The 25,742-nt window shown below is 72.5% G+C and carries 19 protein-coding genes; 4 read left to right on the top strand and 15 right to left on the bottom strand.

The window, feature by feature from the left end:
* Positions 1 to 3 precede the first annotated feature (3 nt).
* The 7 genes from BBH68_RS34515 to iolC are packed head-to-tail and all read right to left on the bottom strand — an operon-like array spanning position 4 to position 8,586.
* Positions 4 to 1,437: a sugar porter family MFS transporter gene (locus BBH68_RS34515; RefSeq protein ID WP_065967719.1), complete on the bottom strand. Its 1,434-nt coding sequence runs from the start codon at positions 1,435 to 1,437 to the stop codon at positions 4 to 6.
* A gap of 9 nt (positions 1,438 to 1,446) precedes the next feature.
* Positions 1,447 to 2,397 carry a TIM barrel protein gene (locus BBH68_RS34510; protein ID WP_065967718.1) on the bottom strand — a complete coding sequence of 317 codons (951 nt, stop codon included), beginning with the start codon at positions 2,395 to 2,397 and terminating at the stop codon, positions 1,447 to 1,449.
* A gap of 56 nt (positions 2,398 to 2,453) precedes the next feature.
* The gene (locus BBH68_RS34505) at positions 2,454 to 3,950 is read right to left on the bottom strand and encodes a CoA-acylating methylmalonate-semialdehyde dehydrogenase (protein WP_065967717.1); all 1,497 of its coding nucleotides are present in this window, start codon (positions 3,948 to 3,950) and stop codon (positions 2,454 to 2,456) included.
* Between the two features lie 11 nt (positions 3,951 to 3,961).
* Positions 3,962 to 5,851 carry a 3D-(3,5/4)-trihydroxycyclohexane-1,2-dione acylhydrolase (decyclizing) gene (gene iolD / locus BBH68_RS34500; RefSeq protein WP_065967716.1) on the bottom strand — a complete coding sequence of 630 codons (1,890 nt, stop codon included), beginning with the start codon at positions 5,849 to 5,851 and terminating at the stop codon, positions 3,962 to 3,964.
* A complete protein-coding gene (iolB, locus tag BBH68_RS34495) occupies positions 5,848 to 6,741 on the bottom strand; it encodes a 5-deoxy-glucuronate isomerase (RefSeq protein ID WP_065967715.1) in 894 nt (297 codons plus the stop codon). The genes iolD and iolB overlap by 4 nt, the downstream gene beginning before the upstream one ends.
* On the bottom strand, positions 6,738 to 7,610 hold the full coding sequence (locus BBH68_RS34490) for a Cgl0159 family (beta/alpha)8-fold protein (RefSeq protein WP_065967714.1): 873 nt from the start codon (positions 7,608 to 7,610) through the stop codon (positions 6,738 to 6,740). Before BBH68_RS34490 ends, iolB begins: the two co-directional genes overlap by 4 nt.
* Positions 7,611 to 7,614: 4 nt before the next feature.
* Complete coding sequence (gene iolC / locus BBH68_RS34485; RefSeq protein WP_065967713.1) at positions 7,615 to 8,586, bottom strand: 5-dehydro-2-deoxygluconokinase; 972 nt, start codon at positions 8,584 to 8,586, stop codon at positions 7,615 to 7,617.
* 279 nt (positions 8,587 to 8,865) lie between these two features.
* Here iolC and BBH68_RS34480 point away from each other — a divergent pair, with 279 nt between their 5' ends.
* On the top strand, positions 8,866 to 9,861 hold the full coding sequence (locus BBH68_RS34480) for a LacI family DNA-binding transcriptional regulator (RefSeq protein WP_065967758.1): 996 nt from the start codon (positions 8,866 to 8,868) through the stop codon (positions 9,859 to 9,861).
* A 72-nt stretch (positions 9,862 to 9,933) separates the two neighbouring features.
* On the opposite strand, the gene BBH68_RS34475 is transcribed toward BBH68_RS34480, so the two are convergent.
* Genes BBH68_RS34475 through BBH68_RS34450 form a run of 6 tightly spaced genes read right to left on the bottom strand, consistent with a single transcriptional unit; the run spans position 9,934 to position 16,271 of the window.
* Complete coding sequence (locus tag BBH68_RS34475; protein WP_065967712.1) at positions 9,934 to 10,650, bottom strand: sulfite exporter TauE/SafE family protein; 717 nt, start codon at positions 10,648 to 10,650, stop codon at positions 9,934 to 9,936.
* The gene (locus BBH68_RS34470; RefSeq protein WP_065967711.1) at positions 10,647 to 11,720 is read right to left on the bottom strand and encodes an ABC transporter ATP-binding protein; all 1,074 of its coding nucleotides are present in this window, start codon (positions 11,718 to 11,720) and stop codon (positions 10,647 to 10,649) included. The genes BBH68_RS34475 and BBH68_RS34470 overlap by 4 nt, the downstream gene beginning before the upstream one ends.
* Entirely contained in the window at positions 11,713 to 12,726 is a 1,014-nt protein-coding gene (locus BBH68_RS34465; protein WP_065967710.1) for an ABC transporter ATP-binding protein, read from the bottom strand. The genes BBH68_RS34470 and BBH68_RS34465 overlap by 8 nt, the downstream gene beginning before the upstream one ends.
* Positions 12,723 to 13,730: an ABC transporter permease gene (locus BBH68_RS34460; protein ID WP_245738445.1), complete on the bottom strand. Its 1,008-nt coding sequence runs from the start codon at positions 13,728 to 13,730 to the stop codon at positions 12,723 to 12,725. The genes BBH68_RS34465 and BBH68_RS34460 overlap by 4 nt, the downstream gene beginning before the upstream one ends.
* A 14-nt stretch (positions 13,731 to 13,744) precedes the next feature.
* The gene (locus BBH68_RS34455) at positions 13,745 to 14,674 is read right to left on the bottom strand and encodes an ABC transporter permease (RefSeq protein WP_065967709.1); all 930 of its coding nucleotides are present in this window, start codon (positions 14,672 to 14,674) and stop codon (positions 13,745 to 13,747) included.
* Between the two features lies 1 nt (position 14,675).
* The gene (locus BBH68_RS34450) at positions 14,676 to 16,271 is read right to left on the bottom strand and encodes an ABC transporter substrate-binding protein (protein WP_065967708.1); all 1,596 of its coding nucleotides are present in this window, start codon (positions 16,269 to 16,271) and stop codon (positions 14,676 to 14,678) included.
* Positions 16,272 to 16,567: 296 nt separating this feature from the next.
* Here BBH68_RS34450 and BBH68_RS34445 point away from each other — a divergent pair, with 296 nt between their 5' ends.
* Entirely contained in the window at positions 16,568 to 17,521 is a 954-nt protein-coding gene (locus tag BBH68_RS34445) for a 2-hydroxyacid dehydrogenase (protein ID WP_065967707.1), read from the top strand.
* A gap of 61 nt (positions 17,522 to 17,582) precedes the next feature.
* Here BBH68_RS34445 and BBH68_RS34440 read toward each other — a convergent pair whose 3' ends face one another.
* Positions 17,583 to 19,256 carry a PucR family transcriptional regulator gene (locus tag BBH68_RS34440; RefSeq protein WP_079151392.1) on the bottom strand — a complete coding sequence of 558 codons (1,674 nt, stop codon included), beginning with the start codon at positions 19,254 to 19,256 and terminating at the stop codon, positions 17,583 to 17,585.
* Between the two features lie 191 nt (positions 19,257 to 19,447).
* Here BBH68_RS34440 and BBH68_RS34435 point away from each other — a divergent pair, with 191 nt between their 5' ends.
* Both BBH68_RS34435 and BBH68_RS34430 read left to right on the top strand, forming a co-directional pair.
* Complete coding sequence (locus tag BBH68_RS34435) at positions 19,448 to 20,992, top strand: PH domain-containing protein (RefSeq protein ID WP_065967706.1); 1,545 nt, start codon at positions 19,448 to 19,450, stop codon at positions 20,990 to 20,992.
* Between the two features lie 115 nt (positions 20,993 to 21,107).
* Positions 21,108 to 22,595, top strand: a complete 1,488-nt coding sequence (locus tag BBH68_RS34430; RefSeq protein ID WP_249025453.1) for an FG-GAP-like repeat-containing protein — start codon at positions 21,108 to 21,110, stop codon at positions 22,593 to 22,595.
* A gap of 151 nt (positions 22,596 to 22,746) precedes the next feature.
* Here BBH68_RS34430 and BBH68_RS34425 read toward each other — a convergent pair whose 3' ends face one another.
* Positions 22,747 to 25,476 (bottom strand): SpoIIE family protein phosphatase, encoded by a 2,730-nt coding sequence (locus BBH68_RS34425; RefSeq protein WP_065967755.1) that lies wholly within the window; start codon positions 25,474 to 25,476, stop codon positions 22,747 to 22,749.
* Positions 25,477 to 25,742: the final 266 nt, after the last annotated feature.

Here is a 25,742-nt window from a genome sequence, read left to right as displayed (position 1 = left end):
AAGTCAGGAGAAACGCGCTCGGAGCTCGGCTTCGAGGGTTTCGAGGCTGCGTCCCTTGGTCTCGGGGACGTAGAGCTTGACGAAGGTGAGGGAGAAGACGCCCGCCACCACGAAGAGGAAGAAGGTGTTGGAGATCCCGATGCCGGAGACCAGGGACGGGAAGACCAGGCCGATCACGAAGTTGGTCAGCCACAGCACCACGGCCGCGACGCCCATCCCGAAGCCGCGCATCCGCATCGGGAAGATCTCCGAGAGCATCAGCCAGGTCACCGGCGAGATCGCGCCCTGCTGGAAGGCGAGGAAGGTGATGGTCATGGCGAGCACGGCGAACGCGCGCCCCTCACCGGAGGGCAGCACCAGCGAGAAGAAGCCGATCAGCAGCAGCGCCCCGGTGGTGCCGAGCTGGCCGGTCATCAGCATGGGGCGGCGGTTGACCCGGCCGAGCAGCCAGATGCCGACGAAGGTGGCCAGCACCGAGATCACACCGTTGGCGATGTTCGCCGTCAGCGCGCTGTCCGAGGCGAAACCGGCGTCGGTGAGGATCTGGGTGCCGTAGTACATGATCGTGTTGACGCCGGTGATCTGCTGCACGATCGCGATGCCGAAGCCGGTGAACATCAGCTTGCGGACCCAGGGCGTGGCCTTCATGTCCTGCCAGCCACCGAGTCTCTCCTGCCCGTCCCTGGCGGCGAGCGCGGACACCTCGCTCAGCTCCGCCTCGGCCCGCGCCTGCGACCGCACCTGCTTGAGCACGTCGAGCGCTTCGGAGAAACGGGCCTGGGAGGCCAGCCAGCGCGGACTCTCCGGCATCACCAGCATGCCGAACCACAGCGCCACGGCGGGGATCGTGGCCACCACGAGCATCCAGCGCCAGATCCCGCCCGACTCGCCGCCCACCTGGGCGATGATCGCGTTGGAGGTGAAGGCCAGCAGCTGACCGCTCACGATCATGAGTTCATTGCGGGTGACCAGGGCGCCGCGCCGCTCGGCGGGCGAGATCTCCGCGAGATAGACGGGCACCGTCACCGAAGCGCCACCGACGGCCAGGCCCAGCACGAACCGCGCCATGACCATGACCGCCGTGGTCGGGGCGAGCGTGCAGCCCAGCGCGCCGACGAAGAACAGCACGGCGAGGATGAGGATGGTGCGCCGCCGTCCGCGCGCGTCCGACAGCCGGCCCCCGGTGACCGCGCCCAGCGCGGCACCGAGGAGGAGCGAGCTGGTGACCATGCCCTCGGTGACCGGGGTGAGCCCCAGGTCGTCGGTCATGTAGGGCAGGGCGCCGTTGATGACACCGGTGTCATAGCCGAAGAGGAGACCACCGAAGGTGGCGATGACGGTGATGACCCGCAGCCGCCGGGACACCGCCCGCGGGGTGGTGTCCATGACGGCGGGGGAGGGGGTGGGGGCCGAAGTCGCGTCGTCCCTGACGTCCATGGCCGCCTCCTACCGGTTGATGTTCGGGCGTCGGGTTCCGGTGAGGCCGCAGCCGGCCAGGTGCTCACGGGTGCGTACGGCGATGGGCAGCGGCACGTCGGGAGCGCACGGGTAGAGGTCCTGCTCGACGATAACGAACAGCTCTGCGTCGAGCCCGGCCAGGGCGGACACCACGTCGGCGGGGTCGGGCACGCCCGCCGGCGGGGAGACGCACACCCCGCGCCTGACGGCCTCGCCGAAGGAGAGGTTCTCGGCCGCCACCTGGGCGAGGACGGTCGGGTCCATCTGCTTGATGTGGACATAGCCGACGCGCTCGCCGAAGCGGCGGATCAGGTCGAGGTTGTCGCCCCCGCCGTAGGCGACGTGTCCGGTGTCCAGGCAGAGATTGGTGTAGCGGCTGTCGGACTCGTTCAGCAGCCGCTCGATCTCGGGCTGGGTCTGGATGTGGCTGTCGGCGTGCGGGTGGACGACCAGCCGCACGTCGTACTCCTCCAGGAGGAGCCTGCCCAGCCGGTCGGCGGCGCGGCCGAAGCCCGCCCACTGCTCGGGCGTCAGCTCGGGCGGCTCGGTGAAGTCGCCGGTCTTCTCGTCCCGGTACATGGGCGGGATGAGCACGAGGTGGTGGGCGCCCGCGGCGGCGGTCAGCCCGGCCACCTGCCGGACGTGGGCGAGCATGTCGTCCCAGGCCTCGGGGCGGTGCAGCGCGCCGAACGCGGTGCCGCCGGAGACCCGCAGGCCGCGGGCGTCGAGTTCCGTCTTCAGCCGGCGGGGGTCGGTGGGCAGGTAGCCGTACGGCCCGAGCTCCAGCCACTGGTAGCCGGCCTCGGCCAGCTCGTCGAGGAAGCGGGTGTACGGGACCTGGTGCTCGTCCTCGGGAAACCAGATGCCCCAGGAATCCGGGGCGGAGCCCAGGCACAGATTGCCCGCGGTGGTGCGGAGTGGGGATGGCGCCGTTGCCATGGTGTGTCCTTCGGGGAGGGAGACGGGCAGGGACGTGGATCAGTTGGGGGTGGGGATCAGCTGGAGGTGGGGAAGGCGAAGCCCGCGGTGACCTGGTGGTTCTGCTGGGGCCAGCGGGTGGTGACGACCTTGGGGCGGGTGTAGAAGCGGATGCCCTCGGGGCCGTGGATGGGGGAGTCGCCGATGAGGGAGTCCTTCCAGCCGCCGAAGGAGTAGTAGGACATCGGGACGGGCACCGGCACATTGACGCCGATCATGCCGATCTTGACGTTGCGCTGGAAGCGGCGGGCGGCCTCGCCGGAGGCGGTGAACAGGGCGGTGCCGTTGCCGTAGGGGTTGGCGTTGATCAGGTCGATGGCCTGGTCGAGGGTGTCGACGCGGATGACGGCGAGGACGGGGCCGAACAGCTCCTGCCGGTAGGCGTCCATCTCGGTGGTGACGTGGTCGAGGAGGGAGGGGCCGGTGAAGAAGCCGTTCTCGTGGCCGTCGATCTTCAGTCCGCGGCCGTCGACGACGACGGTGGCGCCCTGGGTGGCGGCGGTGGCGACGGCGTTCTCGACGCGTTCCTGGGCGGCCTTGGTGACCAGCGGGCCCATCTCGGTGCCGGGCCGGTCGCCGGGGCCGACCTTGACCTCGCGGGCCTTGCGCTCCAGCACCGCCACCAGCCCGTCGGCCGCCTCGCCGACGGCGACGGCCACGGATACGGCCATGCAGCGCTCGCCGGCCGAGCCGTAGGCGCCGGCGGTGATGTGGCCCGCGGCGTATTCCAGGTCGGCGTCGGGGAGGACCACGGCGTGGTTCTTGGCGCCGCCGAGGGCCTGGACGCGCTTGCCGTGCGTGGTGGCCTGTTCATGGACGTATTTGGCGATGGGGGTGGAGCCGACGAAGGAGACGGCTTCGATGCCGGGGTGGGCGAGGATCGCGTCGACCGCGTCCTTGCCGCCGTGGACGACGTTGAACACGCCGTCGGGCAGGCCCGCCTTCCGGTAGAGGTCGGCGACGAAGTTCGCGGCTGACGGGTCGCGCTCGCTGGGCTTGAGGATGAAGGTGTTGCCGGTGGCGATGGCGATGGGGTGCATCCACAGCGGCACCATGGCGGGGAAGTTGAACGGGGTGATGCCGGCGACGACGCCGAGGGGCTGGCGGAAGTCGTGCACGTCCACGCCGCGTGAGACCTGGTCCGAGAAGGATCCCTTCAACACGTCGCCCAGGCCGCAGGCGAACTCCACGACCTCCCGGCCGCGCACGATCTCGCCGCGCGCGTCGTCCACGGTCTTGCCGTGTTCGGCGGAGATGATCCGGCCCAGCTCCTGCTCGTGCTCGACGAGGAGCTGCCGGAAGGCGAACATCACCTGGGTGCGCTGGGTGAGCGAGGACTCGGACCAGGTGGCGAAGGCCTTGGTGGCGGCGGTGACGGCGGTGTCCACCTCGGCCGCGCCGCCGAGGACGACGCGGGCCTGCTCGGCGCCGGTGGCCGGATCGAACACCGGGGCCGTGTCCGTGTCCGTGCCGGGGACCGGGGATCCGTCGATCCAGTGCTGGATGGTCTTCACGTGAGGTGTCCTTACAGATAGTGGTGCTGGGCGAGCTTGTGGGCGGCGTACGTCTCGTACGCGGCGCGGGTGGAGTCGAGCGCCGACACCTCGCTGACGGGCACGTCCCACCAGCCGTGTCCGGGCGGGTTGGGCCCGTAGAGGTCGGTCTCGACGTGCACGACGGTGGTGCGGTCGGCGGCCTTCGCCTTCTCCATCGCGGTGCGGAACTCGTCGACCGAGGTGGCGCGCAGGACGTCGGCGCCCAGCGACGCGGCGTTGGCGGCCAGGTCGACGGGCAGGATGTCGCCGTCGAGGAGGCCGGAATCGTCGTCGCGGTAGCGGTATCTGGTGCCGAACCGCTGGGAGCCGAGGGACTCGGAGAGGGAGCCGATGGAGGCGAAGCCGTGGTTCTGGACCAGGACGACGATGATCTTCAGGCCCTCGGACACCATGGTCGCGATCTCCTGGGCCATCATCAGATACGAACCGTCGCCGACGAGCACGACGACCTCGCGCGAGGGGTCGGCCATCTTGGCGCCCAGGCCGGCCGCGACCTCGTAGCCCATGCAGGAGTACGCGTACTCGACGTGGTAGGCCTTCGGATCCCGTGCCCGCCACAGCTGTTGCAGGTCCCCGGGCATGGAACCGGCCGCGTTGATGACCACGTCGCGGTCGCCGAGGGTTTCGTTGAGGGCGCCGAGGATCTGCGTCTGGGCCGGCAGATCGCCGGTGTTGCGGCCGGGCGAGAAACACTCCGCCTCGATCTCCCGCGTACGGGCGATGAGGAGGCTGATGTGCTCGCGGTACCCGGGCTCGACCTCCCAGCCGTCCAGGGCTTCGGCGAGTGCCTGGATGCCGAGCCGGGCGTCGGCCACCAGTGGCTCGGCGGAGTGTTTCACGGCGTCCAGGCGGGCGACGTTGAGGTTGACGAACCTGACGTCCGGGTCGCCGAAGACGGTGTGGCTGGCGGTGGTGAAGTCGCTGTAGCGGGTGCCGATGCCGAGGACCACATCGGCCTCGCGGGCCAGTTCGTTGGCCGCGTACGAGCCGGTGGAACCGATGCCGCCGACCGCGTACGGGTGGTCCCAGGGCACCGCGCCCTTGCCCGCGTGGGTGTCGGCCACCGGGATCCCGGTGGTCTCGGCGAAGGCGCGCAGGGCGGTGGCGGCCCCGGAGTAGACGGTGCCGCCACCGGCCACGATCAGGGGCTTCTTCGCGTTCCGCAGCAGGCGTGCGGCGCGGGCGACGGCGTCCGGCTCCGGCACCGGGCGGCCCACGTGCCACACCCGGCGCCGGAAGAAGGAGACAGGCCAGTCGTAGCCTTCCGCCTGCACGTCCTGCGGCAGCGCGAGGGTGACGGCACCGGTCTCGACCGGGTCGGTGAGCACCCGCATGGCGGCCAGCGCGGCCGGGATCAACTGCTCCGGGCGCGAGACGCGGTCGAAATACTTGGACACGGCCCGGAAGGCGTCGTTGACCGTGACGTCCCCGCCCCGGGTGTCCTCCAACTGCTGGAGGACCGGCTCGGCCACCCGGGTGGCGAACATGTCGCTGGGCAGCAGCAGGACCGGGATCCGGTTGGTGGTGGCCAGCGCCGCACCGGTGATCATATTGGTGGAGCCGGGACCGGTGGACGCCGTGCAGGCGAAGGTGGCCAGCCGGTCGCGCATCTTCGCGTACGCCACCGACGCGTGCACCATGCCCTGCTCGTTGCGGGCCAGATAGTAGGGGAGATCGGCCTCTTCGGTGACGGCGGCCTGCAGCAGCGCCTGCCCGATCCCGGCCACGTTGCCGTGCCCGAAGATGCCCCACACCCCGGGGATCAACCGCTGCTCCTGGCCGTCGCGCTCGCTGTACTGGTTGGCGAGGAAACGGACGAGGGCCTGGGCGGTGGTGAGGCGGACGGTCTTGTCGGTCATCGCTGGTCGGGTCCTTCGAAGGGCAGGCGGTCGTCCACGTCCTGTGCGTCCCAGGTGGTGCGCACCCAGGCGTGGGCGGGGTCGTCGCAGATCAGCCAGGCGCGGTCCTGGCCGGGGCCCGCCATGACGTTGAGGTAGTAGAGGTCGTAGCCGGGCGCGGCGATCGACGGGCCGTGCCAGCCGTGCGGGATCAGCACGGTGTCCCCCGAGCGGACCTCGGCGAGCACGTCGATGGGCCGCTCGTCGGTGCCGTACACCCGCTGATAGGCGAAGCCGCCCTCGCCCGCGACCTGGAAGTAGTAGATCTCCTCCAGTTCGGACTCGACCGGGTCGCCGTGCTCGTCGGTGCGTGCCTGGTCGTGCTTGTGGGGCGGGTACGAGGACCAGTTGCCGCCCGGCGTGAGGACCTCGCACACCAGCAGTTGCCCGGCCTCGAAGGTGCCGGGCAGGCAGTAGTTGTTGACTTGCCGCGAGCACGCCCCGGCGCCGCGCAGCTCGACGGGCACCTCCTCCTTGCGCCCGTACCGAGCGGGGAGGCCGCCTCGCTCGGTACGGGCGGAGGGCAGCGCGAACGTCCCGCCGGACGTGCTGCTGATCAGGGCCTCCGACTCGGGCGGCAGATACGCGAAGTCGGTGACCGAGTCGAACACGCAGGTGCGGCCTTCGAGTGGGAAGGTGTCACCGTTGACGACGACGGTGCAGGCGCCGGTCAGGGGCAGGACCAGGAACTCGGAGTCCCCGGTGGCCAGGGTGTGCGTCTGCCCCGGTGCCAGGGTGAGGATCCGCAGGCCGGAGTGTCCCCAGCCCGCCGACTCGGGCGTGACCAGGAGGTCGTACGGGCCGTCGCCCGCTGACCCCTTGGGCAGGTGGTAGGTGCCGGTGTCGCTCACAGCAGGCTCACCGCCCGGTCCACGGCGCCGGCGACGTCGCCGTTCGTGGGGTAGAGGAGCGAGCGCCCGACGACCAGGCCCTGCGCGGTGGGCTGCTTGAGGGCCTTGCCCCAGGACGCGAAGGCCGCGTCGGGGTCCTTGACCTCGCCGCCCAGCAGCAGCGCGGGCAGGGTGGAGGCCGCCAGGACGCGCTCCATGTCGTCGACGACCGGGAGCTTGAGCCAGGTGTAGGCGCTGCGGCGGCCCAGGCCCGAGGCGATGGTGATCGACTTGATGACGGCCTCGGGGGAGAGGTCGTTGCGAATCCGGCCGTTCTGCCAGCTGGAGAGGAACGGCTCGACCATCGCGATGAGCCGGTGTTCGTTCAGCTCGTCCACGGCGCGGGCGGTGTTCTCCAGGACGGAGGGGGTGGCGGGGTCGTCGAGGGCGATGCGGGTGAGCATCTTGCCGCCGTCGAAGCCCATCGCGGCGATCGTCTCGGCGTCGTAGCCGGTGAAGCGGTCGTCGATCTCGAACACGGACCCGGCGAGCCCGGCGCGGTTCATGGACCCGAAGACGCTCTTGCCGTCGAGGACGCCGAGCAGCAGCAGGTCCTCCAGGATGTCGGCGGTGGCCAGCACACCGGTCACCCCGGGGCGTTCCAGGGCGGTGCACAGCCGGTCCAGCAGCTCGAAGCGGTCGGCCATGGCGGCCTCGTCGTCCCCGACGCGGTTGGCGCCGCGCGCCGGGTGGTCGGCGGCGATGATCATCGCCTTGCCGTGTTCGCCGAACAGCGAGGTGGCCTTCACCCGCCGTATCGCGGCGGCGGCGATGGCCCCGGGGTCGTTGACCCGGGCGTCCACGATCCGGCTCACATTGTCGGACAGCACGTCGTCACGCCTTTCGTTCAGTGGCAGCGAGGGATGCCTCGCGGAGCTCGTGGTCGACCTCGGCCTCGGTGGGCATCGCGTCGGAACAGGCCAGCCGCCCGGCGACGATCGCGCCGGCGGCGTTGGCGAAGGCCACCGTGCGCCCGGTGTCCCAGCCGGACAGCAGCCCGTGGCACAGCGCACCGCCGAACGCGTCACCGGCCCCCAGCCCGTTGACCACGTCCACCGGGACCGGCTCCACCTCCACGGCCGGGCCGTCCCGGTGAACGGCCAGCACACCCTTGGGCCCCTGCTTCACCACGGCCAGCTCCACCCCGGCGGCCAGCAGCGCCTTCGCGGCGGCATACGGCTCACGCTCACCCGTCGCCACCTCGCACTCGTCGAGGTTGCCGACGGCCACGGTGGCGTGGCGCAGCGCCTCGGCATAGTGGGCGCGCGCCTCGGACCCGTCACAGGGCCAGAACATCGGGCGCCAGTCGAGGTCGAACACCGTCGCCCCCGCCTTGGCCCGGTGTTCCAGGGCGGCCAGGGTGGCCGAGCGGCTCGGCTCCTCGCTCAACCCGGTGCCGGTCATCCAGAAGATCCGCGCGTCGCGGACCGCCCCCAGGTCCAGCTCCTCGGGCCGGATGTCCAGGTCCGGGGCCTTGGGGAGGCGGTAGAAGTAGAGCGGGAAGTCGTCCGGCGGGAAGATCTCGCAGAAGGTCACGGGGGTGGGCGCGATGTCGGAGGTGCCGACGAAGCGGGTCCCGACGCCGTAGCCGTCGAGGGCGGTGCGGACGAAGTCCCCGAACGGGTCCCGGCCGGTCTTGGTGATGACGGCCGAGGAGTGTCCGTACCGGGCGGCGGCCACGGCCACGTTGGTCGGGCTGCCGCCCAGGTACTTGCCGAACGAGGTGACCTCCGCAAGCCCCACGCCGGTCTGGAGCGGATACACGTCCACTCCCACACGGCCCATGGTCAGCACTTCGAGCGGCATCACGCGGTTTCCCTTCCGGAGGTCACAGAAGTCGGGTCACAGAAGTCGAGGTCACAGAAGACGGGGTCACAGAAGACGGGTCACAAGAGTCGACAGGGGGAGTTGGTGGGGCAGAAGGTGACTGGCGCGCTCTACTAGCGCGCTCTAGTGGGAGTACGATGGCCCCAGTCCAAATGTCATGTCAATAGGTTGTTGCCGGGAGATTGCACGGGGCCCGTACCGTGGGCGGCGTCGGAGGGTGGTTCACAGGTGGATGTGCCGGGCAAGCAGCGGCCCACGATGGCCGATGTCGCCGAGAAAGCGGGGGTGTCCCGGGCCCTTGTCTCGATCGTCTTCCGCCATCAGCCGGGCGCGAGCCAGGAGACCCGGGAGCGGGTGCTGAAGGTCGCCGACGAGATCGGCTACCGCCCCGACAGCGCGGCCCGGCTGCTGGCCCGGGGCCGCAGTCGCACGCTCGGCGTGATGTTCACCGTGCACCAGCCCTTCCACGCGGACCTCGTCGAAGGCATCTACCCCGAGGCCGAGCGGCTGGGCTACGACGTGCTGCTGTCCGCGACCGCCGAGGGCCGGGGCGAGACGAAGGCGGTCGAGGCGCTGCTCAGCCACCGCTGCGAGGCGGCGATCCTGCTCGGCCCCGACGCGGCCCCGGCCGAACTCGACGCGCTGGGGCAGCGCACGGTCACCGTCTCGGTGGGCCGACGGGTGCCCCTCGCCCGGATCGACAGCGTGCACACGGCCGAGGGCAAGGGCATCCGGCAGGCCATGGACCACCTGGTCGAACTGGGTCACCGCCACATCGTCCACATCGACGGCGGACGGGGCCCCGGCTCGGCCGAGCGGCGGCGCGCCTACCGGGCGGCGATGCGCCGGCACGGTCTCGAGTCCGAGCTGAGGGTCGTCCCCGGTGACCACACCGAGGCGTCGGGCATCGAGACGGGCGACCTGCTGCTCGCGGAGCGCGAGCGCGGGCGGCCCCTGCCGACGGCCGTCCTCGCGGGCAACGACCGCTGTGCGATGGGCCTGCTGATGGCCCTGACGAGGGCCGGGGTGGAGGTTCCGCGCGACATCTCCGTCGTCGGCTACGACGACAGCCACCTCTCCCACCTGATGCCGATCGGCCTGACCACGGTCCGTCAGGACGCGGTGCTCATGGCGGAGTACGCGGTACGCTTCGCCGTGGAACGGCTGGAGAACGAGAAACTGGACCCGCGCGAAGCGGTGCTGGAGCCGAAGCTGGTGGTACGGGGGACCAGTGGGCCGCCGCGGGGGGCCTGACGGCCGCCCCAAGACGACGGCCACCGAAAGGCCCCCGACGGACGGCACAGAGCGGACGGCTCAGCGACCGGCTCAGAGGAACTGCTGGACCACCAGCACCGTGGCGCTCGCCACCGCGAGCACCATGGCGACGGCCCTGGTGCGCCGCGTGTCCAGTCTGCTCGACAGCGGGCGGGCGAGCAGCACTCCGATCGCCGCCGCCGGCGCCAGCAGGGCGGTGTACCGCAGGCTGTCCGGGTGGACGGAGCCGGTCGCCGCCAGGGCGGCCAGGCTCATCAGGGACCCGGCCAGGAAGAACCCGCTCATCGTGGAACGCAGCGCCGGCCCGCTCAGGCGTTGCCAGACCATGGCCATCGGCGGCCCTCCGATGGAGGTTGCCGTGCCCATCACCCCCGACACCAGGCCGGCCAGCAGCACGGACCCGCGCCCCGGCCTCGGCACGAAGCCGCGCAGGCTCACCGCCACTCCGGCCAGGACGACCCCGGCGACGAGGAGGGCGAGGTACCGGGCGGGCAGCACGGCGACCAGCGCCGCGCCGCCCAGCGCGCCCGGCACCCGGCCGACCAGCGCCCACCCCGCTCCCCGCAGGTCCGCGTGTCCGCGGTCCAGCGCCAGGACCGCGGCCGTGACCCCGGTGGCCAGGAGCAGAACCACCACCGGAGTGAGCGAGGGGTCCAGCGCCGCGATCACCGGGGCGGCGAGCAGGCCGAGTCCGAAGCCGATGGAGACCTGGAACAGCGCCCCCACCGCCACGGTGGTGAACAGCAGGGCGAACTCCGGCGGGCTCATGCTCCCCTCTCCCCGGCGAGCAGCGGGAAGTGGCACAGGGCCGCGTGCTGCCGGTCCCCGGTGTCCGCCCCGGTGTCCGCCGCGCCCTCGCGGGTGACGGCGGGGGGAGCGGTCTCGGCGCACCGGGCCTCGCTCTTCCAGCAGCGGGTACGGAACCGGCAGCCCGAGGGGATGGCGTACGGGGAGGGGATCTCCCCGCGCAGCGGGATCTCCTCCCCGAGCGCCTGCCCGGACACGTCCAGTGTGGGCGCGGCCGACATGAGGGCGGCGGTGTACGGGTGCAGCGGCCGGTCGAAGACGTCCTCGGTGCGGCCGTGTTCGATGACCTTGCCGAGGTACATCACCGTCACCCGGTCGGAGACGTGCCTGACCACGGACAGGTCGTGGGAGATGAAGACGTACGAGACGCCGAGCCTCTCGCGCAGTTCGGAGAGCACGTTGAGCACCTGGGCCTGCACCGACAGGTCCAGCGCGGACACCGGCTCGTCGCACACGATGAGGTCGGGGTCGAGCGCCAGGGCGCGGGCGATGCCGATGCGCTGCCGCTGCCCGCCGGAGAACTCGCCCGGATAGCGGTGGGCGTCGCTCTCCCGCAGCCCCACCAGCGACAGCAGCTCACGCACCCGCCGCTCCCGGTCCTTCGCCGTGGGCACGATGTCGCGGTGGGTGCGCCATGGCTCACTGATGAGGTCGGCCGCGGACATCCGGGCGTTGAGCGAGGCGAACGGGTCCTGGAACACCATCTGCACCCGGCGCCGCCAGGCCAGCAGCTCCTTGCCCTCGAGGGCGAACGGATCGGTGCCGTCGAAGCGGACCGTCCCCGAGTCCGGCCGCTCGAGCCCGAGCACCACCCGGGCCAGGGTCGACTTGCCGCAGCCGGACTCGCCCACCAGGCCGAGGGTCTCGCCGCGCATCAGCCGTACGTCGACCCCGTCCAGCGCGGTCAGGCGCCGGCGCCCGTGGCCGAACGCCTTGGTGACGCCCCTGACTTCGAGCAGCGGCGGGGAGCCGGCCGCACCGGGGCCCCGCGGGTCGGGTGCGGTGGTCCCGGTGAGGGCGGTGTCAGACATGGTCGAGCTCCTCGGAGAAGTGGCAGGCGGCCGAGCGGGAGGCGCTGACGGACACCGGGCGAGGACGTTCCTGGGCGCAGCGCTCCCTGACCAGGGGACACCTGGCCTGGAAGACGCAGCCGGAGGGCACCGCGCTCAGCTCGGGCGGGCTCCCCGGTACGGCGGGCAGCGGCCGGCCCCGGACGGCGTGTTCGGGGACGGAGTCGAGCAGCCCCTTGGTGTACGGATGGCGGGGGCGGGAGAAGACCTCGTCCACCGGGCCGGTCTCCACCACGTTGCCGGCGTACATCACCACCACGTCGTCGGCGCGCTGGGCGACCACCGCCAGGTCGTGGGTGATCAGGACGAGCGCCATGTCCCGCTCGGTCTGCAACTCCCGCAGCAGCCGCATGATCTGGGCCTGCACGGTGACGTCGAGCGCGGTCGTGGGCTCGTCGGCGATCAGTACATCGGGGTCGAGGGCGACGGCCATCGCGATCAGCAGGCGCTGGCGCATCCCCCCGGAGAACTGGTGCGGGTACGAGCGGGCGCGCAGCCGCGGCTCGGGGATGCCGACGCGGGTCATCAGCTCGACCGCCTTCTCCGCGGAGTCGCGCCGGGACATCCCGCGGTGGATGCGGAACGGCTCGGCGAGTTGCCTGCCGACCGGCTGCACGGGGTTGAGCGCGGTCAGCGCGTCCTGGAAGACGATCGACAGCACGGGGCCGGCGAGCTTTCTGCGGCCCGCTCCGTCCAGCCGCAGGACATCGGTGCCACAGACCCGCACGGATCCGCCCGTCACCTCGGCCACCGGGTCGAGCAGCCCGGCGATCGACAGCGCGGTCATCGACTTGCCGCAGCCGGACTCGCCCAGCAGGGCCAGGGTGCGCCCCTTGCGCACGCTGAAACCGACACCGTCCACGGCACGGACCGTGCCGGAGGGGGTGCGCAGATCGACGCTGAGCCCCTCGACGTCGAGCGCGACGGGACGGTCCGCGGCGGGCGCGGGCAGGGTTGACGGCTTCACGCGATCATCTCCGGGGGAACGGCGGCTCGGGCGCCGCGTCGCTTCTTGGGCAGCGTCAGGCGCCAGCGCTGGCCGGGGTCGGTGGCCAGCCGCACCCAGGCGGCGAGCACCGTGGCCGACACCGTGGTGAGCACGATGGCGATCCCCGGCAGCACGGCGATCCACCAGGCGGTCTGCAGGTACTGGCGGCCCTGGGCCACCATCAGGCCCCAGCTGACGTCCGGGGGCTGGATCCCGATGCCGAGGAAACTCAGCGAGGACTCGGTCAGCATGACGAAGCAGAAGTCGAGCGTGGCCACGGTCAGCAGGGTGGGCAGCGCGATCGGCAGGATGTGCCGGTGGATGATGTTCCGGCTCGGGGTGCCGAAGGTCCGGGCCGCGTCCACGAACAGGCGGCTTCTGAGCTCGGCCGACTCCGCGCGGGCGGTGCGCAGATAGACGGGGACGCGCGCGATGGCGAGGATCAGCACGATGTTCAGCGCGCTGGGCGCGAACACGTACAGCACCACCACCGCGATCAGCAGGGAGGGGAAGCTGAGGATGACGTCCGCGACGCGCATCGCGACGTTCTCCCGCCACCCCCCGTGGTAGCCGGCCCACATGCCCAGCGCGGAGCCGATCACCAGCGAGCACAGCACCGCGGGCACCGCGACGTACAGCGTCGTCCCGGCGGCCTCGACCAGCCGGGCCAGCACGCTGCGGCCCAGCACGTCCGTGCCGAGCAGCCCGTAGAAGCCGTGGTCGAGGGAGGGCGGGCGCAGCGAGGCGCCGAGGTCCTGCCGGATGGCCCGGTCGCCGATGAACAGCCGGCCGAACAGGGCGACGAGGAACACCAGCGCGAGGACGACGGCGGCGACGGCCGCCCCCCGGTCCCTGCCGAGCAGCCGCCACCAGCGGGGCGGCCGGGCACTCGGGGGGCAGTTCTCGGTGCCGGTGCCGGTGCCGGCGTCGGCGTCGGCGTCGGCGTAGGTCTCGGCGTCGGGGCGGGGGGTGGGGTCGGTCATCGTGGCTCCTTCGCTCATGCCGGCACCGCCTGGCGCACTCGGGGGTCGATCAGCGCCTGGCAGACGTCGACGAGGATGTTCAGCGCGAAGATCGTCACCGCGGTGATCAGAACCGCGGCCTGGAGCGCGGCGAAGTCGCGCTGGAGAATCGAGTCGATCATGAGCTTGCCGATGCCGGGCCACCCGAAGATCGTCTCCACGATCACCGCGCCGTTGACCAGGCCGACGGTGAGGTCCCCGGCCACGGTCAGCACGGGGGTGACGGAGTTGCGCAGGGCGTGCCCGAACACCACCCGCCCGGCGCCGGCCCCCTTGCTGCGGGCCACCTTGACGTACGGCGCGGACAGCGCGCCGACCATGCTGCCGCGGACCACCTGGACGAGCACGCCGAAGGGCCGGATCAGCAGGGTGGCGATGGGCAGCACCCAGATCTCGGGTCCGCCCAGGGTGCCCGAGGTGGGCAGCAGGTCCAGGCCCACCCCGAAGACGAGCACCCCCATGATGGCGAACCAGAAGTCGGGGATGCTGGCCGCGGTCATCGACAGCAGACCGGCGATCCGGTCGATGAGCGAGTTGGGCCGGTGGGCGGCCAGGCTGCCCACCAGCAGGGCGCCGAGGATCGCCAGGAGCATCGTCATGCCGGCGAGCTGGAGGGTGACGGGAAACGCGTCGAGCACCATCGTCGTGGCCGACTGCCCGGTGCGCAGCGAGGTGCCGAAGTCCAGCTGCGCGGCCTGGGTGAGGTAGTGCCACAGCTGCACCGGAATGGAGTCGTCGAAGCCGTGGGCGGCGGAGAACTCCGCGCGCTGCCCGGGGGTGGCGCTCAGCGGCAGGTAGAGGTCGACCGGGTTGCCGGTCAGGCGTGCCAGGCAGAACACCCCCAGCACCACGAACACCAGGGGGACGGCGCTGGAGATGATGCGCTTGCGCAGGAAGGTCGTCATGTCAGTGCCGTCCCGCCTTCACGGGGCTGACCTCGGCCAGCCGCATCTCGTCTCCGGTGGCGGAGTTCGGCCGGTACCGCACCGACGGGGACAGGCCGAGCAGTCCCCGCATATGGGCGAGGTAGGCGTACTGCGCGACCGTCCTGTTCTGGTAGTCGAGCAGTTCGGCGAAGGCCTTCTGGCGGGCCTTCCCGGACAGCTCGCCGGCCGCGGCGACGCGCCGGTCCAGCTCGCGGGTGCCGAAGGTGGACTGGGGGCCCTCGCTCAGCAGGTACTGACTGGTGGTGAAGGCCGCGTCGCCGGCCTGGTTGCCGTGCATGACCAGCATGGCGATCGGCCCGACGCCGCGGGGCAGCGGGCGCAGCTGGTACTGGAGACTGGTGGCCGTGTCCGCCATGCGAATCCTTACGTTCAGCCCGATCCGCGCCATCTCGTACTGCAGGGCCTCGGCCGTCTCGGCGATGCCGGCGAACTGGCCGTTGCGCGCGACGAGGGTGATCCGCCGGGTGACGGGGACTCCGTCGGCGGCCGCCTGCCGGACCAGCTCGCGGGCCGCGGCCACGTCGTACGAGGGGGGCACCAGGTCGTCGTTGTGGCCCACCACGCCGGGCGGGACGAGTTGCGCGGCGGGCTTGGCCAGCCCGCCGAGAAGGGCGTCGATGATGCCCTTGCGGTCGATGGCCATGCCGATCGCCCGGCGCACCCGGATGTCGTCGAGCGGCGCCTCACGGCCGTCCAGCCGCAGGGCGGTGGTCTCGTTGTTGGGGTAGGCGACGGAGTTGTCCCCGGTGGCGTCCATGGGGTCCAGGGAGGTGGCGATGTCGGCCTCGCCCTTGTTGATCATGGCGGCGCGGACGCTGGCGTCGCTGCGCCACACATAGGTGGCGCGCGGGTAGGCGGGGGCCTTGCCCCAGTACGTGTCGTTGCGGTCCAGGGAGATCGAGACACCGGTCTGCCATCTCCTGACGGCGTAGGGGCCGGTGCCGATCGGTATGCGCACCTTGGCCTTGGTGTCGGTGGTGCGCGGCACGATCTCGATGAAGCTGATCCGCAGCGGGATGATGGGGTCGGGCTCCTTGGTGGTGACGGTCAGCCGGGTGGGGGAGACGGCGCGTACGTCGAGCTTCTCGTCGCCGAAGACATAGCCGTCCACGTTGCAGGCGAGGTCGGAGTTCACCGCGCGGTCGATGGAGAAGGCCGCGTCCTTCGCGGTGAACGGCTGCCCGTTCTGGAAGGTCACGCCGGAGCGGATGTCGAAGGTCCATGTCCTGGGCGTCGTCTGCCGCCAGCCGGTCGCCAGCAGCGGCTCCAGATTCCCCGAGGTGGGGTCTCGTTCAACCAGCGGTTCGGTGATGTTGGAGCGGACGACGACACCGGTCGCGGTCGTCGATGACTCGCAGGGCTCCAGGGTCGGCGGTTCCTGGGTGAGAACCACCCGCAGGGTGCTGCCGTCCGCGCTGCCGGTGTCACCGGCGGTGTCACTGTTCGCCACGGCGCAGGCGCTGGTCAGCAGCATGATGCCGGAGGTGAGAAAGGTGAGGACCGCATGACCCCGGCTCGTTCCCGGGCGCGGGATGGAGCGTACGGAGGACTTCATCGTCGGCGTATCTCCGAAAGGGCTGAAGTGGTGCTGCCGGAGACGCGACTGCCGACATGGCCGTCCATACATGCGTACCCGGTCCGCATTTGTAAACGCCGAAGCTAAGGGTGAGGTGCGAGGGCGTCAAGAGATCTGACGAAAGGGCCGGTTGCCGGAGCGCGAGCCGGTGGCGGTGGCCTCCCCGGCCTCGCTGCGATACGGAGAAGGTATCGGGCGATACCCTTTTGGCCTTGGACACGCATGGGAATCGGCCATACGCTCCCGGCCATTCCACAAGAACGGGAGTGGCTCCCATGCCCAGCTCAACCGTGCTCCAGGTCTGTCCGCTGCTGTCCTCCCTGGAGACCGCGCTGGCCGCGCACCATCACACCGTACGTCTCGCCGAACTGCCCGACCCCGACGCCTATCTGCGGGAGCACGGCGGCGAGGTGGTGGCCGCCGTGACCAGCGCCCGGATCGGCGTGTCGAACGACCTGATGGACGCCCTGCCCGCGCTCCGCGCGATCGTGCACTTCGGGGTCGGCTACGAGACCACGGACGTCACCCGGGCCCGCGCCCGCGGCATCGACGTCAGCAACACCCCCGATGTGCTCACCGACTGCGTGGCCGACCTCGCCGTCGGCGCCCTGATCGATGTGATGCGCCGGCTGTCGGCCGCCGACCGCTTCGTCCGCCGCGGCGCGTGGCAGGAGGGGGCGGCCTTCCCCCTCTCCGCCAAGGTGAGCGGGAAACGCGTCGGCATCCTCGGGCTCGGCAGGATCGGCCGCGCCATCGCCCGCCGGCTGGAGGGCTTCGGCACGGAACTCCTCTACTGCTCGCGCACGCCCGCCGAGGACGTGTCCTACCGCCGGGTGGCATCGCCCGCCGCGCTCGCCGCGGAATGCGACGTGCTGGTCGTGGCGGTCTCCGCGGGCGGCACCACGCAGGGCCTCGTTTCGGCGGAGGTGCTCGACGCGCTCGGCCCCGCCGGCTACCTGGTCAACGTCTCACGCGGCAGCGTCATCGACGAGCCGGCTCTGGTGAAGGCCCTGGCCGACGGCCGGATAGCGGGCGCGGCGCTGGACGTCTTCGCGGACGAACCCCACGTCCCCGAGGCGCTGCTCGACCTGGACACGGTCGTCCTGCTCCCGCACATCGCCAGCGCCACGCACGAGACACGTGAGGCCATGGGCGAACTCGCCTTCCGCAACCTGCACCGGTTCATGACCGAGGGCACGCTCGTCACACCGGTACCGGCGGGACGCTGACCCCGCGGGCCGGCCGGGCCGCGGGCCGGTACGCGGGGCCGGGGCGCTCCGCCACCGCCCGTCAGCCCAGCCGCGCCACGTCGAGGGCCATGAGCGCCACGTGCAGTTCGGCCCGTCGCTCGCCGGACTCCAGATCGCAGCCGAGCAGCCGCTCGATGGTGTGCAGACGCTGGTAGAGCGTCTGCCGCGACAGGTCGCCGCGGCGGGCCGCGGTCGTCTTGTTGCCCGCGGCGTCCAGGTAGTGGCGGAGGGTCGGCAGCAGGTCCGTGCCGTGCCGGGTGTCGTGCTCCACCAGCGGGCCGAGCTGCCGCTCCACATAGCTCTGGACCCGTACGTCCTCGCGCAGCGCGTGCAGCAACTGCCGCAGGCCGATGTCGGACAGCTCGTGGAAGGACTTGCCCGGGGACCCGGGCAGAGCCGCCTCCGCCACGCGGGTCGCCTCGCGGAAGGAGCGGGAGATGTGGCGCAGATCGGTGACCTCGGCGCCGACGCTCACGACCGCACGCTGGTCCAGGGTGAGCGCGGTGCGGCTCAGCCGCTCGACCGGGGGCCGCCAGGGCTGCGAGGGGCGCAGGGAGAGCAGCGCGCCGAGGCGCCCCGGGAACAGCTCGCCCACGAGGGCCGGTACGGCCGCCATCCGCAGCTCGTGGACCATCCGGCCCTCCAGCTCCTCCGTCTCCTCCCGGGCGCGGGTGTCCACCAGAAGGGCGAGGAACCGGCTGTCCTCGGTGGGCAGACCGAGCGCGGCGGCGCGGGCCCGGGCCGCGTCGGGGGACCGGTGGCGCTGCTCGGCGATGTCCCTGAGCGCACCGCGGTGCGCCCTGCGCTCCCAGTGCGTCGGGTGGATGAGACGGGCGATGGTCAGGGCCATCGCCACCCGCTCCAGGACGGTCACGTCCTCGGAGCCGAACGCCGGCGCGTGGTCCGGTGTCCTTCCGCCCGGGGCCGGGGGAGGGCCGGGCAGCATCACCACGCGTCCCCACCGCTCGCCCTGGTACTCCACGGGTGTCACGAGCCAGCCCTCCGGCCCCGCCACGCCGGTGTGCTCGCCGGAGGGGGTGGCCCGGGAGCGCCGTTCCCAGTCGGCGAGGGCGATCTCCACCCCCCGGTCGGCGGGTTCGCAGATCATCGCCTGGTGCACCAGGTTCTCCAGCACCACCGTGTGGCCGCTCATCTCCGCCGCGGCGCGCACCACGTCCTCCGGGGCGGCCCCCCGCAGCGTCAGGGCGGTGCAGGTCTCGTGGATCCGCTGGGTGCGGCGCATCGCCTCCATCTGCTCGCCGAGGATCAGGGTATGGACGACCTGGGTGACCTCCAGGAAGTTGACGTCCCGGGACAGGGTGACGAGTGGCAGCCCCCGGGACCGGCAGGCGCGGATGAGCGCCTCGGGCGGGCGGTGGTACCGCCGGACCAGCTCGATCACCAGCGCGGCCGCCCCGACATCGGCGAGCTCGGCCACATACCGGCGCACCCCGGCGGGTTCCGCCGGCAGCGGCACGCCGGTGGTCAGCACCAGCTCGCCGCCCTTGAGGAACGAGGCGGGGTCCGTCAGCTCGGTGATGTGCACCCAGCGGACCGGCCGGTCGAGGCGGTCCTCGCCGGTGACCACCCGCGGCTGTCCGGCCGCCACGACGGGCAGCGCCAGGACGTCGGCCACGGTGAGCGGACGGCCGACCGCCCGCGTTTCCCCGTCGTTGGCGCGCGGCAGCCGATCCGTTCGGTGGTTCTCGCTCACGGAGCCTCCTGACGTGTCCGGTCACTGTGACAAGCGTTCCTGACCTGCGCAAGAGCGGCCGGCGAGCGCCGCCGCGGGCCGGGCCGGCCGCCCCCGCCCCGGGCCGCGGCCCCAACGCCCGCGCGCGGGTCCGGACTTCTCCCGGGACACCACCGGGCCGGAGCGGCCCGGCCGGTGGCAGGATTCGGTGCATGACCAATGCCCGGGAAGTGACCTGTCGTCCCCTCTGGAAGCGCACCCTGTGGTTCTCCGTCGGACTCGGGGTGGCCGGGGCGGCCTTGGCCGGGGCGCGCCTGGCGTACCGGGGACGGCTCGTGGACGTGTGGCTGGGCATCGGCCTGCTGCTCGCCCTGGGCGGCGTCGCGGCGCTGCACCAGGCCACGCTCCGGACCGACGCCGACGCGCGGGGCATCCACTGGCGGACGTGGTGGCGCCGCCGGAGCGTGTCCTGGCCTGACGTCGCCGACCTGCGCGTACGCCTGAGACATGCGAACAACTCCCGGATCCAGAACACCCGTCGCGTCATCCTGGTGCTGCGCGACGGCCACAAGCGGCTGCTGCCCCTGCCGCGGAGCTGGTCGTCCGAGGACCCGGAATTCGACGCCACACTGGACGCGCTCCGCGCGCTGCACCGCCGTTACGGGGACCCCGAGTCCAGCCACCTGCCGGTGGTCTCGTACCGCACCGCCGGGGCCGGCCGGGCCGGGGCGCTGAGCGTGTGCGCGCTGCTGCTCGCGGGCGCGGGGGTGGCCGCGTGGTTCGTGCCCGGTGCCGCCTCCGACCAACAGGCGTGGAAGTCGGCCCGCCCGTGCGCCGCCGGGACGGCCGCCGCGGAGCGCCGCGAGTGCCTGACCACCCTGCCGGCCGTGATCGCGCGGACCGAGGACAGGGGCCCCAAGCGGGGCGGCAGGCTGTACTTCACCGATGGCCGGCCGCTGGAGCGACTCGCCGTCAACCAGGAGGCCGCCCAGGAATTCCGGACCGGCGACCGGGTCGAACTGACCGTCTGGCGCGGCGAGGTGCGCCAGGTCGCCGGCGAGCGCTTCGTGTGGCGCGAGCACGTCAGCGGCCCCGGGGAGCTGGCCGTGGTGGCCGCCGTGCTCGCCCTCGCCGCGGGCTACCCCGGGGCGCTCGTGGTGCTGCGACTGCGGGCCCGCCGGCTGCCCGATGACGACGTGCTGCCCTCGGCCCTTCCGTTCGTGGGCGCGCTCGTCGGCACCGCCCTGTGGCTGCTGCCGCTGTGCTATCTGCACCCCACGTCCCTGCTCGGCTCCCCCCGGACGGTCACCTGGGCGGCCGCGGGCTCGCTGACCACCCTGGGCCTGCTGGCCTGGGCCTGGCGCGCCACCCGGATCCGTATGCCCAAGGGTACGGACGCGGCGCCCGGGGCGGCGGAAACGGCCGGCGGGGCCGACGGGGAAGGCCAGGAGGTGTTCGTGTCCGCCCGCTTCCTGGAGGACACCGACTACAACCCGCACGGCTTCGGCACCCACATCGTCCTCGGAGACGGCCCGCCCGCGGTGACCCCCCACCCCGGCCCGGGCCGGTTCGCCGCCAGGCGGATCCCGGTCGAGCGGCTCACCGTCAAGGACGTGCGGCGGGCCCGGGGCAGCGACGGCGACACCGTCCCCAGGAGCTGGCACATAGCCGAACTCGACGACGCGGGGCGGCCGGTGCGCCTCGCGGCCGATCCGGCCGATCTGAACCGCGTCCTCCGCGAGTTCGGCGCGCGCTGACCCGGACGGCCCGAAATCCGGTCCCGCCCCACCGCACCACAACCCTTTCCCGGGCTCGATGGTCAAGGTGAACGAATGGCGTACCCAGGCCCAACCGCCGGTGCACAGACGTGCCATGGCTGCCGGGCGAACCGACGTACGGGAGAAGACATCGATGCACCGTCCCCTCCACCACCGGGCCGATGCCCCCACCCCCCGCCCCAAGGGCGTGGACGGCGCCCCGATCGCCGCCGTGGCCGCGCTGCTGACCGCCACCCTGGCGGTGTCCGGCCCGCTCGCCACCCCCGCGGCCGCCGCCACGAAGGCCCAGCCCGTCGTCGACTTCAACGGTGACGGCTACGCGGACCTCGCCGTCTCCGCCCCCGGCGGCACGGTGTCGGGCGCCGCGGAGGCGGGCTATGTCTCGGTGCTGTACGGCTCCGCGGCCGGCGTCGACACCGCGCACCCGCGTCTGATCACGCGGGCCACCGAGGGCGTCCCGGGGGACGTCGAGCCGTACGGCGCCTTCGGCCGCACCACGGCCGCCCGCGACCTGGACGGCGACGGCTACACCGACCTCGTCGTGGGCGACTTCACCGCCCCGGCGGTGCTCTGGGGCTCCGCGAAGGGCCTGCGGACCGGCACCGCGCTCCCCGGGCCCGCCGACTCGCTGGCGGCGGGCGACCTCAACGGCGACGGCCACGCCGACCTCGTGACCGCCGGCGACCAGGGCCTCGACGTGCGTTACGGCCCCTTCTCCCGCGCCGGAATCCCTTCCTCCACCCAGGTCCTGCCGTTCAAGGACGGTGACCACCCCAAGGCCGTCGCGGTGGGCGACATGACGGGCGACGGCGCCGACGACCTCGTCACCAGCCACAGCTTCGACGACGTGCAGGGCAAGTCCCGCTTCTGGGCCGGTGGGAAGGACGGCGTCAGCAGCACCTCCAAGACCACCGGCCACTACACGACCGGCGGGGTCGTCGCCGATGTGAACAAGGACGGCTACGGCGACCTGGTCGCCCAGCAGGGCAACCAGATGTCGGAGGACGGCGACTGGGTCGCCGGCGCCGTCCGCGTCGTCTACGGCTCGGCATCCGGCCCCTCCACCCGCACCACGAAGATCACCCAGGACACGCCGGGCGTCCCCGGAGCGAGCGAGGAGGGCGACCACGACCAGCACCCCGGCGATCTGTTCGGCTACTCCCTGGCCGCCGGCGACGTCACCGGCGACGGCTACCCCGACATCGCCGTGGGCGTGCCCGGCGAGGACATCGGCTCGGTCCACGAGGCGGGCGCCGTCGTCCTGCTCAAGGGCGGCGCGGCGGGCCTCACCGGCAAGGGCGCGCAGGCCTTCCACCAGTCGACCCCGGGCGTGCCCGGCAGCTCCGAGGAGGGCGACTACTTCGGCCGGAGCGTGCTCCTCTCCGATGTCAACGCCGACCACCGCGCCGACCTGACCGTGGCCACCCCCTACGAGGACGGCGCCCACGCCGACTCGGGCGCCGTGTGGGTGCTGCGCGGCTCCAGGTCGGGCCTGACGACCGGCGCCGCCCAGTCCTTCGGCCCGCGCGTGCTGGGCGCGCCGGAGAAGGAGGCGCGCTTCGGGGACGGCGTGGCGCGGTAGGGAACCACCCGGCGGCAGGACCGGCGGCAGGAGTGGCCCGGCGCGGGGGTCCGGGCCCCTCCTGCCCTGTCGCTGCTGACCGGTCCCGAGGACCTGGCCGACCTCCAGCACGTTGCCGGACGCCCGGTGTCGTCTCCGCCGGGTCTTTCTGTCAGCCGGACCCGGAGAAGACAGGGCGTTCCCTGGACCCCGTACCGGACGCGTTTTCCGGTTGACCGGCCGAAATCGCCTGCTCGGCCCAGATGACCTTGCCGTCAGCGGTGTAGCGGGTGCCCCAGTGCCGGGCGAGCTGGGAGACCAGGAACAGCCCGCGGCCGCCCTCGTCGGTGGCCCGGGCCCGACGCAGGTGGGGGGAGGTGCTGCTGCCGTCGGAGACCTCGCAGACCAGGCTCCGGCCGCGCATCAGCCGCAGGTGCACCGGAGGGGCGCCGTAGCGCAGCGCGTTGGTGATCAGTTCGCTGATGATCAGCTCGGCGGTGTCGGCGTCCTCCTCCAGGCCCCACGCCCGGATGCGCCGGGTGCACTCGGCGCGGATGGTGGCCACCTCGGCCACGTCGAACGGCACGTCCCACTCGGCCACGTCCTGTGGGGCGAGCACCCGCGTGCGGGCCACCAGCAGCGCGACGTCCTCGCTCGGGCGGGCCGGGAGCACGGTGGCGAACAGGCTCTGGCAGGTCTCGTCCGGGCCGAGGTCCGGGCGGTCGGCCAGGGTGCGGCACAGCCGCTCCAGGCCCTTGCCCAGGGCGCGGTCGTCGTCCTCCAGCAGCCCGTTGGTGTACAGCACCAGGCGGCTGCCCGCGGGCGGCGAGAGCTCGACCGCCTCGAAGGGCTCCCCACCCCGCCCCAGGGGCCGGGAGACCGGCACCGCCGGGGTGTCCACGGCGCCGTCCGGGCCCACCAGCACGGGGCCGGGGTGGCCGGCCCGGGCCACGGTGAAACGGCCGCACACCGCGTCGTAGATCCCGTACAGGCACGTGGCTCCGGCGATCCGGACGCCATCGCCGTCTGTGCCTGTGCCTGCGTCTGTGCCTGTGTCCGTGTCCGCGTCGGCGCCCGCGTCGTGTTCCAGGTCGAGGCGGGTGACCAGCTCGTCCAGGAGGGAGAGGACCTCGTCGGGGGGCAGGTCCAGGGCCGAGAAGTTCTGCACCGCCGTGCGCAGCCGGCCCATCGTGGCCGCCGCGTGCAGGCCCTGCCCGGCCACCTGCCCGACCGCCAGCGCGACCCGGTTGCCGGGGAGGGGGATGACGTCGAACCAGCCACCGCTCGCCCCGCCGGGCGCGGGCAGATAGCGCGAGGCCACCTCCACGGCCTCCTGATCGGGCAGAGTGCACGGAAGCAGGCTGCGCCGCAGGGTGCTGACCATGGCGTGTTCGCGGGCGTAGCGACGGGCGTTGTCCACGCAGACGGCGGTCCGGGCGGTCAGCTCCCCGGCGATGGCCAGGTCCTCTTCCTCGAACGGCACGCTGTCCCGGGTCCGCCAGAAGTTGGCCAGCCCCAGGGTGACCCCGCGGAACCGCAGCGGAACCGTGATCAGCGAATGGATCCCGTGGTCGAGCGGCCGCCGGCCGTCGTCGCCGTACCCGACGGCCTCCCCGGGATCGGCCCGAAGGACGGCGCGGCCGGTCCGCAGGGCCTGGTGCTGCGGCGCGGAGGGCGGGTAGACGGCCCGCTCGCCGGGGCGGAAGAGGGGGTGTCCGGTGGTGTCCCCGCCGGCCGCCGTGCGGTGCAGCACCTCGTACGGCGGCGCGGGCTCCTCGCCCCGCAGCACCGGGTCCAGCAGCTCGACGGTGACCACGTCGGCGAACCGGGGGACGGCCACCTCCACGAGCTTTTCGGTGGTGCCGGTCAGCTCCAGCGTGGAGCCGATGCGCACACCGGCGTCGTACAGCAGCTCGAGGCGCTCGCGGGCCGCCTCCGCCCGGCCGGACAGCAGCCGCAGCTCGGTGGTGTCCCGCAGCGTCGCCGCGCTCCCGGCGGGGCCGCCCGCACGGTCCGTGGACCGGACGTTGACCGCCAGGAGCCGGTTTCCGGACGGGTACACCTCGTCCGTGGCGGGGCGCCCCGACGCCAGCAGCTCCGCCAGGCGCGGCTCGATGCCGAGCTCGCCGATGTGGCGCCCCTCGGCGTCCGGAGCGAGTCCCAGCAGCTCCCGGGCCTCCTGGTTGGCCAGCAGCAGCCGCCCGTCCGCCGCCAGCACCAGCACTCCTTCGCGGACCGAGTGCAACACCGCGTCGTGGTGCTCGTACATCCGCGTCATCTCCGCCGGCCCCAGGCCGCGGGTCTGCCGCCGCAGCCGCCCGCTCACCAGCGCCGTCCCGCCCGCGGACAGGGTCAGCGCTCCGGTGGCGGCACCGAGCAGCGCCGGCAGCCGGCCCTTCACCACGCCGTTCACGCTCTCGACCTTGACCCCGACCGACACCCCGCCGGCCAGGCTGCCGTCGGGCTTGGTGATGGGGACGGCGGAAACCACGGAGGGGCCCTGGCTCGCCCGGAAGATCCGGGTGATCGTCTCTCCGGCCAGCTCCCTGCGGACCACCCAGGCGGGCCCGATGATCCGCTTGCCGATCAGCCCCGTGTCGGGATGGGTGAGACGGATCCCGTGGGTGTTGAACACCACGACGCTGTCGACACCGGAGCCCTTCCGCGCCGCCTCGGTGGGGGACTGGAGCAGCGCGGTCGGGTCGTGGGTGGTCATGGCCTCGGACACGCCGGGGGACCGGGCGAACGTCTCGGCCACCGCCAGGGATCGCCGCCGGGCGTCCGTGATGCTCTGGCTCCGCGCCTGGAGCGCCAGGATCGCCACCGCCGCGGCCACCAACACCAAGATCAACAGAAGCTGCAGGGCGAACACCTGACCGGCGACGCTGCGCACACTCCGCAGCGGCCCCCTCCGTCCGCGCGACGGTATGGAGGCTCCGGGCAGGGGCCGCGGCCGGTGACGGCTCCGGGCCGTCGCGGCATGTCTGCTCATGTCCGCATTTATACATTCCTTTCGTCGTGGGTGACAGGGTCGGCCGTGATCAGGCCCTTGAGCTGGGCGTTCGCGCAGCGCGGCGCCGGGCCGTTCAACACTCCCTTTCGTTGTTCCGTTCTGTTACCTTCCTTGTCCTGCCATGAAGACCATAAAAACCGAGCCGATACCCTCCC

Source organism: Streptomyces sparsogenes (genome assembly GCF_001704635.1).
GTDB lineage: Bacteria > Actinomycetota > Actinomycetes > Streptomycetales > Streptomycetaceae > Streptomyces > Streptomyces sparsogenes.
This window is presented reverse-complemented; position numbering and strand designations above follow the sequence as displayed.

What these genes read in the sequence shown, in the direction of transcription:
- BBH68_RS34480 (WP_065967758.1), top strand. Translation starts at nt 8,866, where the DNA reads ATGGCCGATGTCGCCGAGAAAGCGGGGGTGTCCCGGGCCCTTGTCTCG.
- BBH68_RS34455 (WP_065967709.1), bottom strand. Translation starts at nt 14,674, where the DNA reads ATGACGACCTTCCTGCGCAAGCGCATCATCTCCAGCGCCGTCCCCCTG.
- BBH68_RS34515 (WP_065967719.1), bottom strand. Translation starts at nt 1,437, where the DNA reads ATGGACGTCAGGGACGACGCGACTTCGGCCCCCACCCCCTCCCCCGCC.
- iolD (WP_065967716.1), bottom strand. Translation starts at nt 5,851, where the DNA reads ATGACCGACAAGACCGTCCGCCTCACCACCGCCCAGGCCCTCGTCCGT.
- BBH68_RS34445 (WP_065967707.1), top strand. Translation starts at nt 16,568, where the DNA reads ATGCCCAGCTCAACCGTGCTCCAGGTCTGTCCGCTGCTGTCCTCCCTG.
- BBH68_RS34475 (WP_065967712.1), bottom strand. Translation starts at nt 10,650, where the DNA reads ATGAGCCCGCCGGAGTTCGCCCTGCTGTTCACCACCGTGGCGGTGGGG.
- iolC (WP_065967713.1), bottom strand. Translation starts at nt 8,586, where the DNA reads ATGCCGCTCGAAGTGCTGACCATGGGCCGTGTGGGAGTGGACGTGTAT.
- BBH68_RS34460 (WP_245738445.1), bottom strand. Translation starts at nt 13,730, where the DNA reads ATGACCGACCCCACCCCCCGCCCCGACGCCGAGACCTACGCCGACGCC.
- BBH68_RS34450 (WP_065967708.1), bottom strand. Translation starts at nt 16,271, where the DNA reads ATGAAGTCCTCCGTACGCTCCATCCCGCGCCCGGGAACGAGCCGGGGT.
- BBH68_RS34435 (WP_065967706.1), top strand. Translation starts at nt 19,448, where the DNA reads ATGACCAATGCCCGGGAAGTGACCTGTCGTCCCCTCTGGAAGCGCACC.
- BBH68_RS34430 (WP_249025453.1), top strand. Translation starts at nt 21,108, where the DNA reads ATGGCTGCCGGGCGAACCGACGTACGGGAGAAGACATCGATGCACCGT.
- BBH68_RS34510 (WP_065967718.1), bottom strand. Translation starts at nt 2,397, where the DNA reads ATGGCAACGGCGCCATCCCCACTCCGCACCACCGCGGGCAATCTGTGC.
- BBH68_RS34470 (WP_065967711.1), bottom strand. Translation starts at nt 11,720, where the DNA reads ATGTCTGACACCGCCCTCACCGGGACCACCGCACCCGACCCGCGGGGC.